Origin of the sequence: Devosia sp. 67-54 (assembly GCF_001899075.1) — a bacterium.
In the GTDB taxonomy this organism is placed as follows: Bacteria; Pseudomonadota; Alphaproteobacteria; order Rhizobiales; family Devosiaceae; genus Devosia_A.
Window position 1 is genome coordinate 24,417 of record NZ_MKVA01000008.1, and the last position, 18,860, is coordinate 43,276.

Sequence of the window (18,860 nt, forward strand, 5' to 3'; positions counted from 1 at the left end):
AGATTGCGAACAAAACGGGAATAAGGTCAGTCTGTCCCTCCTGCCAACCGCCTGATTCGACCGTGCTCGCCCAGATCGACTATCTCAGCCGCCTCAACCCCGAGCAGCGCCGCGCCGTGGAACATGGCGCCGGCAGCGGCACGATCGGCGGGCCGCTGCTGGTGATCGCCGGCGCCGGCTCGGGCAAGACCAACACGCTGGCGCATCGCGTCGCGCATTTGATCGTCAACGGCGCCGATCCGCGCCGCATTCTGCTGATGACGTTTTCGCGCCGCGCCGCCGGCGAGATGGCGCGCCGGGTCGAGCGCATCGCCGGCCAGGTGATGGGCACCTCGTCGGGCGCCGTCACCGATGCGCTGAGCTGGGCCGGCACCTTCCACGGCATCGGCGCACGGCTGTTGCGCGACTACGCGCCCAATGTCGGGCTCGACCCGCAATTCACCATCCACGACCGCGAGGATTCCGCCGACCTGCTCAACCTCGTGCGGCACGAGCTCGGCCTGCACGAGGCCAAGTCGCGCTTTCCGACCAAGGGCACCTGCCTCGCCATCTATTCGCGCGCCGTCAACGCCGAGGCCGAGCTGGCCGAGGTGCTGAAGGAGGCCTTCCCCTGGGCGGCGATGTGGGAGCCGCAGCTCCGTGACCTATTCGCAGGTTATGTCGCGTCCAAGCAGCGGCAGAACGTGCTCGATTACGACGACCTGCTGCTCTACTGGGCGATGATGGTGAAGGAGCCGGCGATCGCCACCGACCTTTCCAGCCGCTTCGACCACGTGCTGGTCGACGAGTACCAGGACACCAACCGGCTGCAGGCCTCGATCCTGTTGGCACTGAAGCCGGATGGCGCGGGCCTGACCGTGGTCGGCGACGACGCGCAGTCGATCTATTCGTTCCGCGCCGCGACGGTGCGCAACATTCTGGAATTCCCCTCCAGTTTTGCGCCGGCCGCCGACATCGTCACGCTCGACCGCAATTATCGCTCGACCGCGCCGATCCTCGCCGCCGCCAATGCGGTGATCGCCGAGGCCGAGGAGCGCTTCACCAAGAATTTGTGGACCGAGCGGCAGTCGAACCTGAAGCCGCAATTGGTGACGGTGCGCGACGAGCCGGCGCAGGCGCTCTACGTGGTCGAGCAGGTGCTGGTGGCGCGCGAGGGCGGCCTCGCGCTCAAGGACCAGGCGGTGCTGTTCCGCACCTCGTCGCATTCGGGGCCGCTCGAGATCGAACTGACGCGGCGCAACATCCCGTTCGTCAAGTTCGGCGGGCTGAAATTCCTCGATGCCACGCACGTCAAGGACATGCTGGCGCTGCTGCGCTGGGCCGAAAATCCGCGCGACCGCGTCGCCGGCTTCCGCGTGCTGCAATTGCTGCCTGGCGTCGGCCCCGGCATCGCCGGCAAGGTGCTCGACGCCATGGACGAGACGCCGCACCCGCTGGCGACGCTGGGCGGCATGCCCGCCCCTGCCCGCGCCGAGGGCTGGGACGCGCTGGTCGCGGTGCTGGCCGATCTTGCCGGCGCACGCGACTGGCCCGCCGCCTTCGGCCGGGCGCGGAGCTGGTACGAGCCGGTGCTGGAGGCGGCGCACGAGGATGCCGCGGTGCGGCTGCTCGACCTGCTGCAACTCGAGCAGATCGCCGCCGGCTATCCGAGCCGCGAGCGTTTCCTCACCGAGCTGACGCTCGACCCGCCGGACGCGAGCTCGGATCTCTCCGGCGCCGGCAGCAAGGACGAGGACTATCTGATCCTGTCGACCATCCATTCGGCCAAGGGGCAGGAATGGCGCTCGGTGCACGTGCTCAACACGGTGGACGGCTGCATTCCGTCCGACCTGGGCACCGGCTCGACACACGAGCTCGAGGAGGAACGCCGGCTGCTCTATGTGGCCATGACGCGCGCCCGCGACCAGTTGCATCTGGTGATGCCGCAGCGCTTCTTCGTGACGCAGCAGGCCCGGCACGGCGACCGCCACCTCTACGCGCAGCGCACCCGCTTCATCAGCCGCGCCATGCTGCCGCTCTATGACGACATCCTGTGGCCGCCGCTGAAGCCGCTGGCGCTGACACCGGTGAACGCCGCGCCGCGCCTCGACCTCAAGGCCGAGATGCGGAACATGTGGGCGAAGTAGGCTAGTGGTTCACCAGCGCGGCGGCGCGGCCGAGCATGCCCGGATCGGCGCTCTGCCAGACGATGTGGTTCTTCTGGCCCGGCTCGGCCACCTGCACCTCGGCCCGGCGGCCGTCCTTGGCGAAGTTGCTGGCGAGGGTGATGGCTTCGAGCTCGGCGCTCTCCCGGCTGAGGAAGGGACCCTTGGCCTTGCCATTGAGGTCGATCCACCATTTGCTGCGGGCATAGATGACGATGAAAATAGCCGTCGTAGACATGGAACGCGATCCTTGCGGTACGCCGCGGTACTAGAACACACCTTCACTATAGACTGATGCCGGATTTCTTCCAATATGCATAAAGCTGACCCGAATCCGGGGCCGAAATGCCCGTAAAACCGGCAGATTTGCCCCTGGCGCAGGCCCGCGCGCTGTGGCTGCACGCGCAGCGGCTGGACGCCCGGGCGCCGTTCGGCAAGGGCCCGGCCGCGGCGCTGGCGGCGATCGAACAGCTCGGCTATGTGCAGATCGACACCATCAACGTCATAGAGCGCTGCCACCACCACATCCTCTACAGCCGCATCCCGGCCTACCGCCGCGCCGATCTGCACCGCCTGCAAAGCGTCGACAAGACCGTGTTCGAGTACTGGACGCACGCGCTGGCCTATGTCCCCGTCCGCGACTTCCCGATCTTCCGCCGCACCATGCTGCAGCATCGCCGCGAGCCGCACTATTGGGGCCAGACGGTGGCGCCGGCGGACTACCGTCGCGTCCTCCGCCTGATCCGCGACGGCGGCCCCATCACCATCCGCGACATCGAGGACGACGTGCTGGTGGAAAAGGAGCATCTGTGGGCGAGCCGCAAGCCGAGCAAGGGCGCCCTGCAGCTCGCCTTCTGGAACGGCGTCGTCGCCATTTCCGAGCGGCTGGGCATGCTCAAGACCTATGAGCTGCTGGAACGGCATTTTGGCTGGGAGGCCGTTCCCAGGCCGGCGAGCGACAGGCAGGGGCTCGACTATCTGATCGACACGGCGCTGCGGAGCCAGGGCGTGGTCAACGTCGACTCGATCGTGCATGCGCGCAAATACATCCGCCCCGCCATCAAGGCCCGGATCGACGCGCGGGTGCGGCGCAAGGAGCTGCTGCCGGTCGAGGTGGAGGGCGTGCCGCACTGGACGACGGCTGCCATCCTTGAAACGCCCCTGCCCGCGCCGGAGCCGCTGGTGCACATCCTCAGCCCCTTCGACCCGCTGATCATCTTCCGCAAGCGCACCCGCCTGTTCTTCGGCTACGATCATCTGTTCGAGGCCTACGTGCCCAAGGCGAAACGGAAATACGGCTACTTCACGCTGCCGGTGCTGGTCGGCGACCGGATCGAGGCGATGCTGGATCTGAAGACCGACCGCACCGCCGGCAGGATGCTGCTGCAGAGCTGGCACTGGACCGGCAGGGCCAGCCGGCCGCTGCGGGCGCGCATCGAGGAGGAGCTGCACCGCTTCGAGGCGTTCCAGCTCGGCGACTGAGCCAAAGCAACAGCGGCGCCCGAGGGCGCCGCTGCGATGAAGGGTGTCGTCTTCGCGCTTAGTGGAAGCGGTAGCGGAGCGTGCCGCGGACTTCGTGGATGGTGCTGTCGTTGACGTAGTAGGTGTCGTTCGGCAGCGTCGAGTAGTTGCTGATCTTCGGCAGGTACAGCATGCGGTAGCCCAGATCGGCAACCCAGCTGCCGGCGTCGTAGGTGACGCCCGCCATGGCCGCCATCGTCGGCGTCCAGCCCTTGCCGTCGGCCGGGGTCGGTGCGGGACCGGTCACGCTGGCATTGTAGAAGGTCGCACCGGCACCGGCGCCCACATAGGCACCGAAGCCGCCACCGGCCGAACCGGAGCCCGACAGCGGGAAATCGTAATAGACGTTGGCGAGGGCCACGGCGCCCTTGAGGTGCAACGAATAGTTGCCGTCGGTCAGATTGTCGTTCTGCAGATAGTCGAGCGTACCGTCGACGCGCAGGCCGTTGCCGGCCTCGTAGCCGAAACCGGCACCGACGGAGTAGCCATAGCCGGCGCCGGTGGCGACGCCGAAGCACCCGCAGGTGCTGATATGCTCCTGCGCCCACATCAGATTGCCGCCCACGCTGCCGCGCAGGTAGAAGCCGCCCTGCAGGCCGTAGTCGACCTCGGGGACCTGGACGTCGGGATAGTCGGGGAGGTCGGCCGCGCGGGCCGGGGCGCCGATCAGGGCGGCGAAGGCCACCATCAGCGCAGCGAGCAGAATACGCATGTCACAAAATCCTTGGTTCATCACGACGACACCCGTCGATCGATACCAAGACTAGACCTGCTTTCTTAAAGCTCACTTAACCCTAATTCGTAACCCTAACAGCAGGTTAACGTGCGAGCGCAGTCGGTATTCGGCAGTCGGCAATCGAATTGCTGTCGGGCAGAAGAACTACTGGACCGGTCGGCAATAAAGCGGCACGAACGACTGTTCTTCGACTGTCGATTGCCGATCGCCGACTGCCCGGTTCACGCCACCTGCTTGATCGTCGCCGCGATCTGGTCGACCACGGCGTCCACCAGCCCGGCGTCGTCGCTCTCGGCCATCACCCGGATCACCGGCTCGGTGCCCGATTCGCGGATGACGAGGCGCCCCTCCTTGCCCAGACGATCGCGGCTTTCGGCGATCACCTGCACCACCAGCTTGTGGTCGAGCGGCTTGCCCGCCTTGTAGCGCACGCTGGTGAGCTTCTGCGGCACCTTGTCGAAGCGGCGGCAGACCTCGGACACCTTCATGCCGGCCTCCTTGACCACCGCGAGCAATTGCAGCGCCGCCACGAGGCCGTCGCCGGTGGTGGTGTAGTCGGACAGGATGATGTGGCCCGACTGCTCGCCGCCGACATTGAAGCCCTTGGCCCGCATCGCCTCGAGCACATAGCGGTCGCCCACCGCGGTGCGCTCGAGCCCGAGGCCGAGCGAAGTAAGATAGCGTTCCAGTCCGAGGTTGCTCATCACCGTGGCGACCAGCCCGTTGCCGCGCAGATTGCCGCGCACGTGCCAGGATTCGGCGATCACCGCCATCAGCTGGTCGCCGTCGACCACCTCGCCATATTCGTCGACGATGATGACGCGGTCGGCGTCGCCGTCGAGGGCGATGCCGATATCGGCTCGCATTTCCTTGACCTTGGCGCGCAGCGCGTCGGGCGCGGTGGAGCCGACCTTGTCGTTGATGTTGAAGCCGTCGGGCTCGACGCCGATGGTGAACACCTCGGCCCCCAGCTCCCACAACGCGATCGGCGCCACCTTGTAGGCCGCGCCGTTGGCGCAGTCGATCACCACGCGCAGGCCGCTGAGATCGATGTTCTTGGGCAGCGTGCGCTTGGCGTATTCGATGTAGCGCGTCTGCGCCGCCTCGTCGCGATGCGCCCGGCCGATGTCGCGGCCGCGCGCCAGCCGGCTCGACAGGTCCTGCTGCATCAGATCCTCGATGTCGGCCTCGACCTCGTCGCTGAGCTTGTAGCCGTCGGGCCGGAACAGCTTGATGCCGTTGTCGTCGTACGGGTTGTGCGAGGCCGAGATCATCACCCCCAGATCGGCGCGCAGCGAACGCGTCAGCATGGCGACGGCCGGCGTCGGCATCGGGCCGAGGAAGTAGACGTCCATCCCCACCGCGGTGAAGCCGGCCGCCAGCGCGTTCTCGATCAGATAGCCGGAGCGGCGCGTGTCCTTGCCGATGACGACGCGGTTGCGATGGTCGCCGCGCACGAATTTGAGGCCGGCCGCCATGCCGACCTTGAGCGCCAGATCCGGCGTGAGCTTGTCGCCATTGGCGAGGCCACGGATGCCGTCGGTGCCGAAATATTTCCGTGCCATGGTGCAAGCTCCCTCAAATATTGGCGCATGTTAGCGCGATTTGCCCAAGAGACGGAATCCCCAGCCGCCGCGCGGTTAATTGATCGCGGCACGGCACATCCCCCGACAGTCCGGCAGGATTGCGGCGGGTGCGCCGGTGCCCGCAGTCATGCAAAAGGCCGCCTCGCGGCGGCCTTTCGGCATGAGTTGCAGCAAGACTCAGCCGCCCGGGCTGGGCTCGGGCGCGGCGTCGCCAGGCTCGGCGTCGGGGCGCTTGCGCACCGGCCGGCCGGCCGTGGGCACGCCCGTGGTCTTGGGCGCCAGCTCCGCACCGTCGTCGCGCACCGGCGGCTGGCCGTTGAGCAGATTGCGGATTTCGTCGCCGGTGAGCGTCTCGTACTCGATCAGCGCCTGCGCGATGGCGTGGAGCTGGTCGATGTTCTCGCGGATCACCGTCTGCGCCGTCTGGTAGCCTTCCTCGACGAAGCGCTTCACCTCGGCGTCGACCATCTGCTGCGTCTCGTCCGACATATGCGTCGAACGCTGCATCATCGACCGGCCGAGGAACACCTCGTCCTGGTTGTCGCCGTAGAGCAGCGGCCCGAGCTTGTCGGACATGCCCCATTCCGTCGCCATGGCGCGGGCGAGGCCCGTGGCCATCTTGATGTCGGCGGAGGCGCCCGAGGTCACCTTCTCGTAGCCGAAGATTTCCTCCTCGGCGACGCGGCCACCCATGGCGACGGCGAGGTCGGCATAGGCCTTGCGGCGGGTCAGCGACACCTGGTCGCGCTCGGGCAGGCGCATCACCATGCCCAGCGCCCGGCCGCGCGGGATGATCGTCGCCTTATGGATCGGGTCGGACGCGTCCATCTTGATGGCGAGCAGCGCGTGCCCGGCCTCGTGATAGGCGGTGAGCTTCTTGTCTTCCTCGGTCAGACTGAGGGTGCGGCGCTCGGCGCCCATCATCAGCTTGTCCTTGGCGTCCTCGAACTCGGCCATGGTGACGAAGCGCTTGTTGCGCCGCGCCGCCAGCAGCGCGCCCTCGTTGACGAGGTTCATGAGATCGGCGCCCGAAAAGCCGGGCGTGCCGCGCGCCAGCACCTTGAGGTCGACGTCCGGCGCCAGCGGCACCTTGCGCACGTGCACCTTGAGGATCTTCTCGCGGCCCTGCACGTCCGGGTTCGGCACCACGACCTGCCGGTCGAAGCGGCCGGGACGCAGCAGCGCCGGATCGAGCACGTCGGGACGGTTGGTGGCGGCGATGAGGATGATGCCCTCGTTCGCCTCGAAGCCGTCCATCTCGACCAGCAGCTGGTTGAGGGTCTGCTCGCGCTCGTCATTGCCACCGCCGAGGCCGGCGCCGCGATGGCGGCCGACCGCGTCGATCTCGTCGATGAAGATGATGCACGGCGCGTTCTTCTTGGCCTGCTCGAACATGTCGCGCACGCGGCTGGCGCCGACGCCCACGAACATTTCGACGAAATCGGAGCCCGAGATGGTGAAGAACGGCACGTTGGCCTCGCCGGCGACGGCGCGCGCGATCAGCGTCTTGCCGGTGCCCGGCGGGCCGACCAGCAGCACGCCGCGCGGAATGCGGCCGCCGAGGCGCTGGAACTTGCCGGGGTCCTTGAGGAACTCGACGATCTCCTCGAGATCCTGCTTGGCCTCGTCGACGCCGGCGACGTCCTCGAACGTCACCTTGCCATGCGTTTCGGTGAGCAGCTTGGCGCGCGACTTGCCGAAGCCCATCGCGCCGCCGCGGCCGCCTCCCTGCATCTGCCGGATGAAGAAGAACCACACGCCGATGATCACGAGGAACGGCAGCCACGAGCTCAGCAGGATCGACCAGAACGGCGACGAATCCGGCTCCTTGGCGGTGATGTTCACGCCGCGGTCCTCGAGGCGCGAAACGATGTCGGTATTGGGCGGGATCACCGTCTCGAAACGGGTGCCGTCCTTCAGCGAGCCCTGCACGATGTTGTCGACGATGGTCACCGAAGTGACCGACCCGGCATCCACGTCGGTGATGAACTGGCTGTAGCTCTTGTCGGAGACCGAAACGTTCCGGGTGGTGGACTGGAACACCTGGAACAGGCCCATCAACATGAAGAGTATGACGAGCCAGATGGCAAAGTTGCGGAAATTGACGTTCATCAATCCTGTCCTGGATGACCGGCCAAGGGGGAGAGGGCCGGGATTTCGGGCAAATGTAGGCCCCGCGCTACAGCGTTACAAGTGCGCCAGGGTGCGCCAGCCGGTCCATTAAGTCCAACATTGTGGCAGGGTGAAGTTAACCGGCCGTCATGAGCGCCGGCGTCCGCCGGGCCGCCTCGGGCACGACCGAGATAGTCACCCCGTCGCTCGCGACCACGCAGCCATGCAGCGTCGTCGGCTTGAGCGGCACCCGCCCCATCAGCTTGCCGTGCAGCGTTTCGAGCGCCCCGAGCGCGTGGGGCTTGCGCTCGCCGCCGACCGTGCGCAGCACGCGCCCGAGCAGCCGCACCGCCACCGCCCGGTTGAGCGCGGCCACCCCCGCATGCGGCAGCTGCGCGTCGCCATCGGGCCCCAGATGCACCAGCACGGCGAAGGCGCGCCCGGCCTCGCCGGCGAGCAGCGCGTCGGCATCGGCCATGCGCGCGGCAAAATCACCCACCCGCCTCAGATCGAGGCCCAGCTCCTCGAGCACCGGCATCAGCTGCCGCCAGCGCACCCGCTCGTAATGCCGGTTGCCGTTGCTCGGATCGTGCGCCGGCGTCAGCCCGGCCGCGGCGACGATGTCCGCCAGCAGCGCCGGCTCGACCGCGAGCAGCGGCCGGAACACCTGACAGCCTTCGATCGTGGCGAAGCGGTCCATGCCGCGCAGCCCCTCGATGCCGCTGCCATGGGCGAGCCGCATCAGCACCGTCTCGGCCTGGTCCCCCAGATGGTGCGCCGTCAGCAGGTATTCGGCATGATCGTGCTGCATCGCCGCGGCCATCAGGCCGTAGCGCGCCTTGCGCGCCGCCGCCTGCACCCCGGTTTCCGGCTTGTCGCCGTCCCAGCGCAAGGCCCGCGACTCCAGGCCGAGGGCTGCCGCCTCGCGCCGCACCATCGCCACTTCCTCCGCCGCCTCGGGCCGGAGGCCATGGTCGACGGAATAGACCACCAGCGCCGGCCGCCCGGGACTGCGCGCCCATTGCGCCGCCAGCAGCAGCAGCGCCAGCGAGTCCGGCCCGCCGCTGACGGCGAGCGCCAGCTTGCCGGCCCGCGCCACGGGCGCAAGGAGCAGCTCGATCTCGGCTTCGCTTACGCCGGGCATCGCGCCTTGCTTTCCTCCTGCTTCAGCCGCTGCATGAACGCGGCCGGCTGCTTGGGATAGCGCTTCACCACTTCGGCGAAGGTCCGGCACGCGGTGTCGCCCTCGCCTGCCCCGGCCAGCGCCACGCCGAGCTTCATCAGCAGATCCGGGGCCCGCGGCGAGGTCTCGTAGTTCTGGAAGCCGGTGAGCAGCACGTCGGCCGCATCGTCATAGGCCTGGCGCTGCAGCAGCGCCTCGCCCAGCCAGTTGGTGGCGTCGGGCGCCTGCGGATCCTTGGGATAGAGCGCGATGAACTGCCGGAACTGCTCTTCGGCGAAGGCGTAGTCGCCGCGCATGATGGCGTCGTACCCGGCCTTGTACTGCGCCTCGGCGTCGCCGTTCGACAGATCCTGGTTGCCGTCGAGGCTGAGGTTCAGCGGCTGGCTGACACTGCCTTCGGGCAGCGTGCCGAGATCGGCCTCGCCGCCGCCCTTGCCGACCAGCGGATCGCCCGATTCGCCCAGCCCGTCGCTGTCCATCGCCGCATTGGGGTCGGCCGCGGCCGCATCCCCGCTGCTGGACGGCGCCGCAGCCGCACCGGCGTCGCCGCTCGTCTGCTGCTGCGGGGCGGTATTGGTCTGCTCGCCCGTGGGGGCCTGCGGCAACGCACCGGACGGCGTCGCGCCGCCGGAGGGGGTTGCCGCATCAGTTTTTTTTCCGGCACCCGCCTTCCCGCCTTCCAGCTGCTGGAAGCGGTATTCGTTGTCGTCCTGCATCTTCTGCAGCTGCGTCTGCATCTGCGTCAGCGTGAACTGCAGGCCGTCGATCTGCCCGTTGAGCGTGCGCACCTGGTCCTCGAGCTGCTGCACGCGCACCGCGAGCTGCGCTTCCTGCGTGCTTTGCGCGAACACGAATTCGGGGGCGAACACGCCCGTTGCGAGAACAAGCGCGAAGGCCATCAGCCCCCGCCTTGCTCCCCGTTGTAGGGATAGACGCACGATCATCTCCGTGGATGGTTTTCGAACGACACGAGCCAGAAACCAGGCCCGTCTCAATAGCGGCCAAATTCGACAAAAAGAAAGCGCCGGGACCCAGTTACGCGGGCGCCCGGCGCTTATGCCTCCGTGATGGCGCTGACGCGCCCTCACAGCTACTGAATGACCGTCACAGCACGGCGGTTTTGTGACCAGCACGAAATGTCGTCGCAAATCGCCACCGGCCGTTCCTTGCCGAACGATTTGGAGGTGATGCGGCCGGCGTTGACGCCCTTGCTCACCAGGTAGTTGACCACCACCGAGGCGCGGCGGGCGCCGAGCGCGATGTTGTACTCGCGCGTGCCGCGCTCGTCGGCGTGGCCCTCGATGAGGATCTTGTAGTTGCTGTAGTGGTTGAGCCACTGCGCCTGCTTGTCGAGCGTGGCAGTGGCCGTCGGCGTCAGCGAGGACGAATCGGTGTCGAAGAACACGCGGTCGCCGACGGTGACGAGGAATTCCTGCTGGCTGCCGGGGGCGCCGCCGCCCGGCCCGAGATTGCCGACGCCGGTGCCGTTGCGGCCGCACGCGGCCAGGGCGACGACGAGAATGACCAGCGCCGCTGCGCGCCAAAGTCCTTGAATGGGCGTCATAGAACGCATCCGGGTTGGTCTCCTGCACGGAAAATTGGAAGCCGCTTTTTACTCGGCGTTATCTTAAGGCCGGGTTGGCGGGGATGGTTAATTGTCGCTCAACGCGGCCCAAATGTGGCGGAATTCCGGCCTTTTTCGCCGTGTTGCAATGCGACAACATGCAGTCCGTTGCAGCACAGGAAGCTGCCCATTAGAGTTTACGGACGATGAAGGTCGAACAAACGATCGAATTCAGGCGTTGGCTGATCGACCTCAAGGATCGTCGTGCCGCCAAGAAGGTCAACCAGCGCATCCTTCGCCTGGAAGCGGGGAATTTCGGCGATGCCAAATATTTCGGTAAGATTGGCGAACTGCGGATCAACTACGGCCCCGGATATCGGCTGTATTTTGCCCGCAAGGGCGACGTCCTGGTGGTGCTGCTGTGCGGTGGCGACAAGTCATCTCAGGATGCCGACATTGCGCGGGCGACAATGCTAGCGACGGAGGACTAGAATGCCGCTGAAGACAATTCCCTTCGATGGTTCGGAATTCCTCGACGACGCAGAGTCACAGGCCGAGCTCATGGTCGATGCGCTCGAGACCGGCGATGCCAAATATATCGCTCATGCGCTTAGCGTCATTGCCCGGGCGCGTGGCATGACATCCATCGCCGAAGAGGCGGGGATCACACGCCAGGCACTCTACGAGGCCCTTAGCGACGACACCGATCCCGACCTTGCCGTTCTCCTCAACGTCGCCAAGGTGCTGAGCCTCAAGCTCTCCGTCGAGCCGCGCTCCGGGGACAAGCCGCCCAAGCAGGCGGCAGAATAGTCAAGCGACGTTCCAGTCCAGCGTGCCGTCGTTCACGGCGGCTTCCAGGCGGTCGACGGCGTCGGCGAGCTTGACGTCGATGATGCCCAGATACTGCGTCCAGTCGGCGAGCTCGCCCAGCTCCTTGTCGCCGTCGGAGATGCCGCGCAGCGCGATCAGCGGCAGCCCGAAGCGCTGGCAGGCGCGCAGCACGGCATAGGTCTCCATGTCGACCATATGCTCGACGATGGCGTCGTAGCCGTGCCCTGAAACGACGTTCGCGCCGGTCGACAGCGTCGCCATCGGCACGCCCGGCACGAACGGGCCGAGCGGCAGCGTCGCCGGCAGGTCGAGGAACGGCACCACGCCCGGCGCAAAGCCGATGGCGCTGGCGTCCATGTCGCGCCAGCTCACCTCGCTCGCCTGGTAGAGCCCGCATTGCTCAAGCTGCGCCGAGCCGGCGGAGCCAAGCGACACCACCAGCAGCGGCAGCCGGTCGTCCACCGCCAGCCGCGTCAGATGTTCGGTCAGCGCCACGGCCGCCTCGACGGGGCCGACACCGGTGATCAAGGGATCGATGCGGCCGCGCAGCTCCGGCCCGTATTCGAGCTCGGTCGCCATCACATAGAGAAGGTCGGCGACGCCCGGCCGCCGGCTGGCGAACGGCATCAGGAGGTCCGGAGCGCCCCCCAATTGGGATCGGAGGCGTAGGTGTTCATCTTGATCTGCTGCTCGTTACGGCCCCAGATGTCCACGGTCCACAGGCCCGGGCCGGAATCGCCGCCCGGATCGCGGAAGAACATGATGACGCGGCCGTTCGGGCAGAAGCTCGGCCCCTCGGCATGGAAGCTGTCGACCAGGATGCGCTCGCCCGAGCCGTCGGGCTTCATCGTGCCGATCTGGAAATTGCCGCCCGACTGCCGCGTATAGGCGATGAGGTCGCCCTTGGGCGACCACACCGGCGTCGAGTAGATGCCCTGCCCGTACGAGATGCGCTGCGCACCGCCGCCGCTGGCGCTCATCACGTAGAGCTGCGGCTGTCCGCCCCGGTCGGATTCGAACACGATTCTGGACCCGTCGGGCGAATACGACGGAGCCGTGTCGATCTCCGCCCCCGAGGTGAGCTGCACCGGCTTGCTGCCGTTGACGCCGGCAGCATAGATGTTGGTGACGCCGCCGTTGCTCACCGAGAACGCAACCGTCCCGCCATCCGGCGAGAACTCCGGCGCGAACGACATCGGCGCGTTGTTGATGAGCTTTTTGGCCTTGCCGCCCACCTGCGCCACGAAGACCTGCGGATTGTCGGCGTCGTAGCTGGTATAGGCGACCATCGAATAGTTGCGGGTCACCGCCGGCCCGATGGTCAGCGAGCTGCCCGAGCTCAGGATCTGCACGTTGGCGCCGTCCTGGTCCATGATCGCCAATTGCTTGCGACGATTGGCCTTGGGGCCGCTCTCGGCGATGAACACCACCTGCGAGTCGAAATAGCCGCTGTCGCCGGCGAGCGACGCGTAGATCGCGTCCGAGACGATATGGGCGATGCGTCGCTCGCTTTGTGGATCGGCGTTATAGGAATTGCCGACCACCTGCTGCGCCGCCGCGGTGTCCCAGACGCGCACGCTCGACTGGATCTGGCCGCCGCGTTCCACCGTGCCCATCACCAGGGCGTCGACATTCTTGCCGCGCCAGTCGGCAAAGGCCGGCGTGGTGTTCACATCGCCGACAATTCCCGCCATCTGGTCGGGCGACAGCGGCGCGAACAGCCCCGAGCGCGAGAGATTGTCGCGCACGATCTGCGCGATCTGCTGGCCGAAGCTCGGATCGGAGCCGCCGAAATCGGGGATGGCGATCGGCAGCGGCGTGAAATTGCCGCCCGACACCACGATGTTGACCAGTGCCTCGGCCGGCGAATTCGCGGCGGCGAGCAGGGCGCCCGAAGCAAGGCCGAGCTTCAGCAGATGGCGCCGGGTGATGGGATGCATCGTCGTCTCCTTGTTGGTCCGTCCACGCGTCACGTCAGCTCGCGCGGGTCGAATGTAGCCTGAACTTCCTGGCTCGGGGCCATGGCATAGGGCCCGCAGCGCATGACCGCGCGCTGCGCCGCCGAGGCCAGCGCCCGCTCGAGCGTCGTCCCGCCGCCGCCGACGATGTCGGGCGTGCCGATCACGTTGCCGGCGGCATCGAGGCTGAAATGCAGTTGCGCCGTGATGCCCGCCTCGGCGGCGCCCGCCGGCACGTTCATGCAGCCTTTGATCTGCGCCACCAGCCCGTCGAGCTGGCTCTGCGTCAACGTGGCCGAGCGGCCGGTGGTCTTGCCCAGCGTCGGTGCGCCGCCGGAGCCGGTGGTGGCGCCGCGCGATTTCTCGTTGTTGATCAGCTCGGCGACCTGGTCGGCGATCTTGGCGCTCTCCTTGGGCTGCGTCTTGGCCTGCTCGGTCTGCTTCTTGGGGGTGTCGGCCTTCTTGGGCGTCACCTCGGCCGTCTTCTGCACCGGCTGCGGCTTCTCCGGCGCCTTCTGCAACTGCGCCGGGCGCAGCGCCGGCATCGGCGCCACCTGCGTCGCCGGCGCCGCGGACGCGGTGGCGGCGGCCACCTCCTGCTGCGGCTGCGCCTCCTGCGGCGCCGGCTCGGGCGTCGGCGCGGCGACCGGCTGCGGTACCGGCGTGGGCGTCGGATCGGGCTCCGGCTCGGGCTTGGGCTGCGGCGCCTCGACCGGCTTGGGCGCGGTGTTGGTCACCGGCGCCGGCGTGGCCTTGGCCGTTTCCTCGGGCGTCGGCTGGTCCTGGTCGGTGTTGCCGGTCTTCTGCGCCACCTCGGCCGGCTTGTCGCTCTGCGTGACCGCCGGCGTCTCGGTCTCCACCACCTTGCTGTCGAGCGACCCCTGCCGGATGTTGGTGATGTCGGAAATCGGCACCAGGTCGACGGCGATCGATTCCACCACTTCGGGCTCGAGCGGCTTGGCCGACCCCAGCCCGACGATCGCGATGATCAGCAGGGCAGCGTGGGCGAGGGCCGAAGTGGTGACACCGGCCTTCATGGCCTATTTCACCTGATCCTGGGCTGTGATCAGGCCGATCTTGGAGAAGCCGCCGGCGCTGAGCACGCCCATCACCTTCATCACCGCGCCGTAATTGGCGGTCTGGTCGCCGCGCACATAGATACGCTCGTCAGTGCCGTTCGGCGCCTGCGCCGTGATATCGGCCACCAGCGTATCGATCGAGCTCGCCTTGTCGCCCAGATAGATGTCGCCGGCCGGCGTGATCGACACGGTGATCGGCTTGCTGTCGGTGTTGAGCTCCTTGGCCTTGGTCTGCGGCAGGTCGATCGGCACGCCCACGGTGAGCAGCGGCGCCGCCACCATGAACACGATGAGCAGCACCAGCATCACGTCGACCATCGGGGTGACGTTGATGTCGGCCATCGGGCGCTTGCCGCCGCGCCGCCGCCCGCGCCGCCGCCCGCTCCCGCCCTGTGCGACTGCCATCGCCATGGCTCAGTGGCCCCGCGCTTCGAGCTGCCGCGACAGGATCGTCGCGAACTCGTCGGCGAACGATTCGAGCCGGCCGATGAGCTTGTTGGAATCGGCGCTGAGCTTGTTGTAGGCGATCGTCGCCGGGATGGCGGCGAGCAGGCCGAGCGCCGTCGCGAACAGCGCCTCGGCGATGCCGGGCGCCACCACGGCGAGATTGGTCGATTTGCTGGCGGCAATGGACGTGAACGAGTTCATGATGCCCCATACCGTGCCAAAAAGGCCGATGAAGGGCGAAGCCGCCGCCACCGTGGCCAGAAACTGCAGCCGCTTCTCGAGCCCGTCGCTTTCGCGCGCGATGGCGACGTCCAGCACCTTGTCGAGCCGCGCCTGCATGCCGATGAAGCTCGCCGCGTTCTGCTCGTGGCTGCGCTTCCATTCCTTCATGGCGGCGACGAAGATCGCGCCCAGCCCCATCGACGGCCGCTCCTGCATCTGCTGGTAGAGGTCCTCCAGCGACTGGCCGGACCAGAACACCCGCTCGAACTGGTTCATCTGCCGGTTGGCGCGGCCGTACAGCATCGACTTGTCGATGATGATGGCCCAGCACCAGATGGAGGCGGCGAGCAGCCCGATCATCACGATCTTGACGATCCAGTCGGCGCTGAGGAACAGCCCGAGCAGCGAGAAATTCGCCGCCGGCTCGGCCGGCACCGGCGTGACCGCCACCGCGCTCGAGGCCACATCCTGCGCCAGCGACGGCGCCGACAGGCCGAGCGCGACCACAACGAACGCGGCGAGCACGGCGGCGCCCTGCCAAATCGCCCGGCGTGGCCCTTCCGGGAGAGTGTCCGTAGATGTCATGAAAGGTCCCTTCGTCTCGGTCCCCGCCGGACCGGCCCCCGTTACGCCATGGGAGGAAACACGGCGCGACGATACGCGGGTCCCGATGCGGTCAGAATTTGTCAAATTTAAGAGAAACCCCGGAAATCCGGCGCTTTGCGGGTCGTGTGCGCCGCTGCCTTACTTATGGTCAACCAAAGGTTAACAATCCGAGTCTGGCGGCACCGGCGAGCGGCCGAACGCCGCAACCACGGCCCGCGGCAACCGCGTCGCCTTGCCGTCGCGCACCGCGACCACCACCACCCGCGCCCGGGCGATCAGCTCGTCGCCGCGTTCGATGCTCTGGTCGAGCGTCAGCCGGACGCCGCTGATCTCGGCCACCGCCGTATCGACCACCAGCAGATCGTCGATATGGGCAGCGCGCAGAAACTCGATCTCCATCGAGCGCACCGCAAAGGCGATGCCCTGCACCGCCAACTCGGAATGATGGATGCCCTCGGCGCGCAGGAACTCGGTCCGGCCGCGCTCGAAAAAATGCAGATAAGCGGCGTGATACACCGCCCCCGAAAAATCGGTGTCCTCGTAATAGACGCGAACCTCGAAGCGATGCGACGCGCTCATGCCGGCGAGTGTCGGCGATCGAGCAGCACCGCGGCAAGCCCCACGAGAAAGCCCGCCACCAGCGCCGCGCCGTGGATGTCGGAGTGCGTGACCAGCCACAGCCCGAGCCCGCCCCAGATCACGGCACCCAGCACCGGCGGCGGACCGCCGCGCGGCGGCCGCACCGCCTGCCACACCGAGAACAGCCCGATCAGCCCGCAGATAGCCACCGAATTGCCGCCGCCCACCGGCTGCCAGAAGATGCCGGCCACCTCGCCGGTGAGCCCCGCGACGACATAGGCCACGATCCACCAGCGCCGCCCGATCATCCGCTCAACCAGCACGCCATAGACGAGAAGGCCGATGCTGTTGACGAGAATTTGCGTCCAGCCGTCGACCAGGACGAACCAGGTGGTGACGAACCGCCACCACTCGCCGGCCAGCATCTTCGGATCGCGCTCGAGCGTCGTGCCGATCTCGGGCCAGCGCCACATCGCCGCCGTCACCGCCAGGGTCGCGACGAATACCGAAAGCGTCAGCCAGGGGATGCGTTTCGTCACTCTTCCTCCGTTCCCTCGAACAGGCTCGCCTGCACGCCGACGAAGCCCTGCGGCACGGCCTTGTTCAGATGCTGGAACGCCAGCGCCGTGAGCATGCGGCCGCGCGGCGTGCGCTGGATGAAGCCCTGCTGGATCAGGTACGGCTCGACGATCTCTTCCAGCGCGTCGCGCGGCTCGCTCAGCGCCGCCGCGATGGTTTCGATGCCGACGGGGCCGCCATTGTAGAACTCCGCTATGACGGTGAGATAGCGGCGATCGAGCTGGTCGAGCCCGCGCGCGTCGACGTCGAGCCGCAGCAGCGCCTTGTCGGCAATCTGGCGGGTGATCGCCTTGGCGCCATCGACCAGCGCGAAATCGGTGACACGGCGCAACAGCCGCCCGGCGATGCGCGGCGTGCCGCGCGAGCGCCGCGCGATCTCCATGGCGCCATCCGAACTCATGCCGACGCCGAGCAGCCGCGCCCCACGCTCGACGATCTGCACCAGCTCCTCGGGCGTATAGAAATTGAGCCGCACCGGGATGCCGAAACGATCGCGCAGCGGCGTCGTCAGCAGCCCGGCTCGGGTGGTCGCCCCCACCAGCGTGAATTTGGCGAGATCGATTCGCACCGAGCGCGCCGCCGGCCCCTCGCCGATGATCAGATCGAGCTGGTAGTCCTCCATCGCCGGATAGAGGATTTCCTCGACCGCCGGATTGAGCCGGTGAATCTCGTCGATGAACAGGACGTCACGGTCCTCGAGGTTGGTGAGCAGCGCCGCGAGGTCGCCCGCCTTGGCGATCACCGGCCCCGAGGTGGCGCGAAAGCCGACGCCCAGCTCGCGCGCCACGATCTGCGCCAGCGTGGTCTTGCCGAGCCCGGGCGGGCCGACGAACAGCACGTGGTCCAGCGCCGCCTTGCGCGCCTTCGCCGCGGCGATGAACACTTCGAGATTTTCCCGCGCCTGCGCCTGCCCGACGAACTCGGCAAAGCCGCTGGGACGCAGCGACACATCGAGCGAATCGTCGCGCCCCGCGGCGGCGGAGGTGAGCGCGGTCACTTCAGCAGCTCCATGCCAGAGGCGAGTTTTGCGGCAGGCTGGTCGAAGGTCACGCTGGTCCTGCAGCCTGCCATCTGCCCGCTACGCGCGATCAGCAGATCGGCGAGGTCGGCCCCCGTCTGCCGGGCCAGCGCAATCACCTGCCGGATTTCGTCTGCTTTCTCGAAGATCGCGTCTTCGCTTTCGAGCATGCCAGTCAGGAGGTCGAGGATCGCGGCGGGCTTACGCTTGTACGTTCGCTTCATCACCCAGAAGAACTCGACAACGGTTACGACACTGATGAACACCGCATCGTCCGCGCTCCGCTCATCGAAGAAGCGCACGGCGAGCTTGTGCTGCCGATGATCGTCATCGACAAACAATCGAACCAGCACATTTGTGTCGACCCCGATCACCGGCTGATACGCCGCTGCCGCTCGTCGGCTTCGTCGAGCACCGCGTCGTGCATTTCCTCCACTGTCACCGCGCGTCCCAGGGGATTGCCGAAGATGCCGGCAAAGTCGACGAGCCGTCTTGTCCGCGCCCGCACCCGAAGCTGATCGCCATCGAGTTCCCAATCGACCGGCGTTCCGTCCTTGATTCCCAGCGCATCGCGGATCGGCTTGGGGATCGTCACCTGGCCCTTGCTGGTCGCCGTACTCGTGCCGGAAAGCTTTACATGCTTGTTCATTTCCTACCCCAGCGCGATATCCTTACAAGCAAAAATAGTAAGAAAT

At 67.2% G+C, this 18,860-nt stretch carries 21 protein-coding genes; 4 read left to right on the plus strand and 17 right to left on the minus strand.

All coding sequences use genetic code 11. From position 1 onward, the window contains the following. The first annotated feature begins 62 nt into the window (after positions 1-62). Complete coding sequence (locus BGO82_RS13300; protein ID WP_291306089.1) at positions 63-2,126, plus strand: ATP-dependent helicase; 2,064 nt, start codon at positions 63-65, stop codon at positions 2,124-2,126. 1 nt (position 2,127) lies between these two features. Here the strand turns inward: BGO82_RS13300 and BGO82_RS13305 are convergent, their stop codons facing one another. Next, positions 2,128-2,382, minus strand: a complete 255-nt coding sequence (locus BGO82_RS13305) for a hypothetical protein (RefSeq protein WP_291306090.1) — start codon at positions 2,380-2,382, stop codon at positions 2,128-2,130. 107 nt (positions 2,383-2,489) lie between these two features. Here BGO82_RS13305 and BGO82_RS13310 point away from each other — a divergent pair, with 107 nt between their 5' ends. Then, positions 2,490-3,626, plus strand: coding sequence for a crosslink repair DNA glycosylase YcaQ family protein (locus BGO82_RS13310; RefSeq protein ID WP_291306091.1), 1,137 nt, complete (start codon positions 2,490-2,492; stop codon positions 3,624-3,626). A gap of 58 nt (positions 3,627-3,684) precedes the next feature. On the opposite strand, the gene BGO82_RS13315 is transcribed toward BGO82_RS13310, so the two are convergent. The 6 genes from BGO82_RS13315 to pal form a co-directional block, all read right to left on the minus strand. After that, positions 3,685-4,377 carry an outer membrane beta-barrel protein gene (locus BGO82_RS13315; RefSeq protein ID WP_291306092.1) on the minus strand — a complete coding sequence of 231 codons (693 nt, stop codon included), beginning with the start codon at positions 4,375-4,377 and terminating at the stop codon, positions 3,685-3,687. A gap of 245 nt (positions 4,378-4,622) precedes the next feature. After that, positions 4,623-5,966, minus strand: a complete 1,344-nt coding sequence (gene glmM, locus BGO82_RS13320; protein ID WP_291306093.1) for a phosphoglucosamine mutase — start codon at positions 5,964-5,966, stop codon at positions 4,623-4,625. Between the two features lie 198 nt (positions 5,967-6,164). After that, entirely contained in the window at positions 6,165-8,099 is a 1,935-nt protein-coding gene (ftsH, locus tag BGO82_RS13325) for an ATP-dependent zinc metalloprotease FtsH (RefSeq protein WP_291306094.1), read from the minus strand. A gap of 136 nt (positions 8,100-8,235) precedes the next feature. Continuing rightward, on the minus strand, positions 8,236-9,243 hold the full coding sequence (tilS, locus tag BGO82_RS13330; RefSeq protein WP_291306095.1) for a tRNA lysidine(34) synthetase TilS: 1,008 nt from the start codon (positions 9,241-9,243) through the stop codon (positions 8,236-8,238). After that, positions 9,231-10,181 (minus strand): tol-pal system protein YbgF, encoded by a 951-nt coding sequence (gene ybgF / locus BGO82_RS13335; RefSeq protein ID WP_291306096.1) that lies wholly within the window; start codon positions 10,179-10,181, stop codon positions 9,231-9,233. The genes tilS and ybgF overlap by 13 nt, the downstream gene beginning before the upstream one ends. 191 nt (positions 10,182-10,372) lie before the next feature. Continuing rightward, positions 10,373-10,855: a peptidoglycan-associated lipoprotein Pal gene (gene pal, locus BGO82_RS13340; RefSeq protein ID WP_291306097.1), complete on the minus strand. Its 483-nt coding sequence runs from the start codon at positions 10,853-10,855 to the stop codon at positions 10,373-10,375. Between the two features lie 197 nt (positions 10,856-11,052). Here pal and BGO82_RS13345 point away from each other — a divergent pair, with 197 nt between their 5' ends. Both BGO82_RS13345 and BGO82_RS13350 read left to right on the plus strand, forming a co-directional pair. Beyond that, on the plus strand, positions 11,053-11,337 hold the full coding sequence (locus tag BGO82_RS13345; protein ID WP_291306098.1) for a type II toxin-antitoxin system RelE/ParE family toxin: 285 nt from the start codon (positions 11,053-11,055) through the stop codon (positions 11,335-11,337). 1 nt (position 11,338) lies between these two features. Next, entirely contained in the window at positions 11,339-11,656 is a 318-nt protein-coding gene (locus BGO82_RS13350; protein WP_291306099.1) for an addiction module antidote protein, read from the plus strand. On the opposite strand, the gene BGO82_RS13355 is transcribed toward BGO82_RS13350, so the two are convergent. From BGO82_RS13355 to BGO82_RS13400, 10 genes are all read right to left on the minus strand, one after another. After that, on the minus strand, positions 11,657-12,304 hold the full coding sequence (locus tag BGO82_RS13355) for a 5'-methylthioadenosine/S-adenosylhomocysteine nucleosidase (RefSeq protein WP_291306100.1): 648 nt from the start codon (positions 12,302-12,304) through the stop codon (positions 11,657-11,659). It lies immediately after the preceding gene. Continuing rightward, on the minus strand, positions 12,304-13,617 hold the full coding sequence (gene tolB, locus BGO82_RS13360) for a Tol-Pal system beta propeller repeat protein TolB (protein ID WP_291306101.1): 1,314 nt from the start codon (positions 13,615-13,617) through the stop codon (positions 12,304-12,306). Before tolB ends, BGO82_RS13355 begins: the two co-directional genes overlap by 1 nt. A 29-nt stretch (positions 13,618-13,646) precedes the next feature. Continuing rightward, the gene (locus tag BGO82_RS13365; RefSeq protein WP_291306102.1) at positions 13,647-14,672 is read right to left on the minus strand and encodes a hypothetical protein; all 1,026 of its coding nucleotides are present in this window, start codon (positions 14,670-14,672) and stop codon (positions 13,647-13,649) included. A 3-nt stretch (positions 14,673-14,675) separates the two neighbouring features. Then, positions 14,676-15,119 carry a protein TolR gene (gene tolR / locus BGO82_RS13370; protein ID WP_366246954.1) on the minus strand — a complete coding sequence of 148 codons (444 nt, stop codon included), beginning with the start codon at positions 15,117-15,119 and terminating at the stop codon, positions 14,676-14,678. A gap of 9 nt (positions 15,120-15,128) precedes the next feature. Continuing rightward, positions 15,129-15,968, minus strand: a complete 840-nt coding sequence (gene tolQ, locus BGO82_RS13375; protein WP_291306104.1) for a protein TolQ — start codon at positions 15,966-15,968, stop codon at positions 15,129-15,131. 180 nt (positions 15,969-16,148) lie between these two features. After that, a complete protein-coding gene (gene ybgC / locus BGO82_RS13380) occupies positions 16,149-16,568 on the minus strand; it encodes a tol-pal system-associated acyl-CoA thioesterase (protein ID WP_291306105.1) in 420 nt (139 codons plus the stop codon). Beyond that, entirely contained in the window at positions 16,565-17,107 is a 543-nt protein-coding gene (locus BGO82_RS13385; RefSeq protein WP_291306106.1) for a rhomboid family intramembrane serine protease, read from the minus strand. The genes ybgC and BGO82_RS13385 overlap by 4 nt, the downstream gene beginning before the upstream one ends. After that, complete coding sequence (gene ruvB, locus BGO82_RS13390; protein WP_291306107.1) at positions 17,104-18,144, minus strand: Holliday junction branch migration DNA helicase RuvB; 1,041 nt, start codon at positions 18,142-18,144, stop codon at positions 17,104-17,106. Before ruvB ends, BGO82_RS13385 begins: the two co-directional genes overlap by 4 nt. After that, positions 18,141-18,539, minus strand: coding sequence for a type II toxin-antitoxin system VapC family toxin (locus tag BGO82_RS13395; RefSeq protein ID WP_291306108.1), 399 nt, complete (start codon positions 18,537-18,539; stop codon positions 18,141-18,143). The genes ruvB and BGO82_RS13395 overlap by 4 nt, the downstream gene beginning before the upstream one ends. After that, on the minus strand, positions 18,536-18,814 hold the full coding sequence (locus tag BGO82_RS13400) for an AbrB/MazE/SpoVT family DNA-binding domain-containing protein (RefSeq protein WP_291306109.1): 279 nt from the start codon (positions 18,812-18,814) through the stop codon (positions 18,536-18,538). The genes BGO82_RS13395 and BGO82_RS13400 overlap by 4 nt, the downstream gene beginning before the upstream one ends. Positions 18,815-18,860 lie beyond the last annotated feature (46 nt).

What these genes read in the sequence shown, in the direction of transcription:
- BGO82_RS13305 (WP_291306090.1), bottom strand. Translation starts at nt 2,382, where the DNA reads ATGTCTACGACGGCTATTTTCATCGTCATCTATGCCCGCAGCAAATGG.
- BGO82_RS13310 (WP_291306091.1), top strand. Translation starts at nt 2,490, where the DNA reads ATGCCCGTAAAACCGGCAGATTTGCCCCTGGCGCAGGCCCGCGCGCTG.
- BGO82_RS13315 (WP_291306092.1), bottom strand. Translation starts at nt 4,377, where the DNA reads ATGCGTATTCTGCTCGCTGCGCTGATGGTGGCCTTCGCCGCCCTGATC.
- glmM (WP_291306093.1), bottom strand. Translation starts at nt 5,966, where the DNA reads ATGGCACGGAAATATTTCGGCACCGACGGCATCCGTGGCCTCGCCAAT.
- ftsH (WP_291306094.1), bottom strand. Translation starts at nt 8,099, where the DNA reads ATGAACGTCAATTTCCGCAACTTTGCCATCTGGCTCGTCATACTCTTC.
- tilS (WP_291306095.1), bottom strand. Translation starts at nt 9,243, where the DNA reads ATGCCCGGCGTAAGCGAAGCCGAGATCGAGCTGCTCCTTGCGCCCGTG.
- ybgF (WP_291306096.1), bottom strand. Translation starts at nt 10,181, where the DNA reads ATGGCCTTCGCGCTTGTTCTCGCAACGGGCGTGTTCGCCCCCGAATTC.
- pal (WP_291306097.1), bottom strand. Translation starts at nt 10,855, where the DNA reads ATGCGTTCTATGACGCCCATTCAAGGACTTTGGCGCGCAGCGGCGCTG.
- BGO82_RS13345 (WP_291306098.1), top strand. Translation starts at nt 11,053, where the DNA reads ATGAAGGTCGAACAAACGATCGAATTCAGGCGTTGGCTGATCGACCTC.
- BGO82_RS13350 (WP_291306099.1), top strand. Translation starts at nt 11,339, where the DNA reads ATGCCGCTGAAGACAATTCCCTTCGATGGTTCGGAATTCCTCGACGAC.
- BGO82_RS13355 (WP_291306100.1), bottom strand. Translation starts at nt 12,304, where the DNA reads ATGCCGTTCGCCAGCCGGCGGCCGGGCGTCGCCGACCTTCTCTATGTG.
- tolB (WP_291306101.1), bottom strand. Translation starts at nt 13,617, where the DNA reads ATGCATCCCATCACCCGGCGCCATCTGCTGAAGCTCGGCCTTGCTTCG.
- BGO82_RS13365 (WP_291306102.1), bottom strand. Translation starts at nt 14,672, where the DNA reads ATGAAGGCCGGTGTCACCACTTCGGCCCTCGCCCACGCTGCCCTGCTG.
- tolR (WP_366246954.1), bottom strand. Translation starts at nt 15,119, where the DNA reads ATGGCAGTCGCACAGGGCGGGAGCGGGCGGCGGCGCGGGCGGCGGCGC.
- tolQ (WP_291306104.1), bottom strand. Translation starts at nt 15,968, where the DNA reads ATGACATCTACGGACACTCTCCCGGAAGGGCCACGCCGGGCGATTTGG.
- ybgC (WP_291306105.1), bottom strand. Translation starts at nt 16,568, where the DNA reads ATGAGCGCGTCGCATCGCTTCGAGGTTCGCGTCTATTACGAGGACACC.
- BGO82_RS13400 (WP_291306109.1), bottom strand. Translation starts at nt 18,814, where the DNA reads ATGAACAAGCATGTAAAGCTTTCCGGCACGAGTACGGCGACCAGCAAG.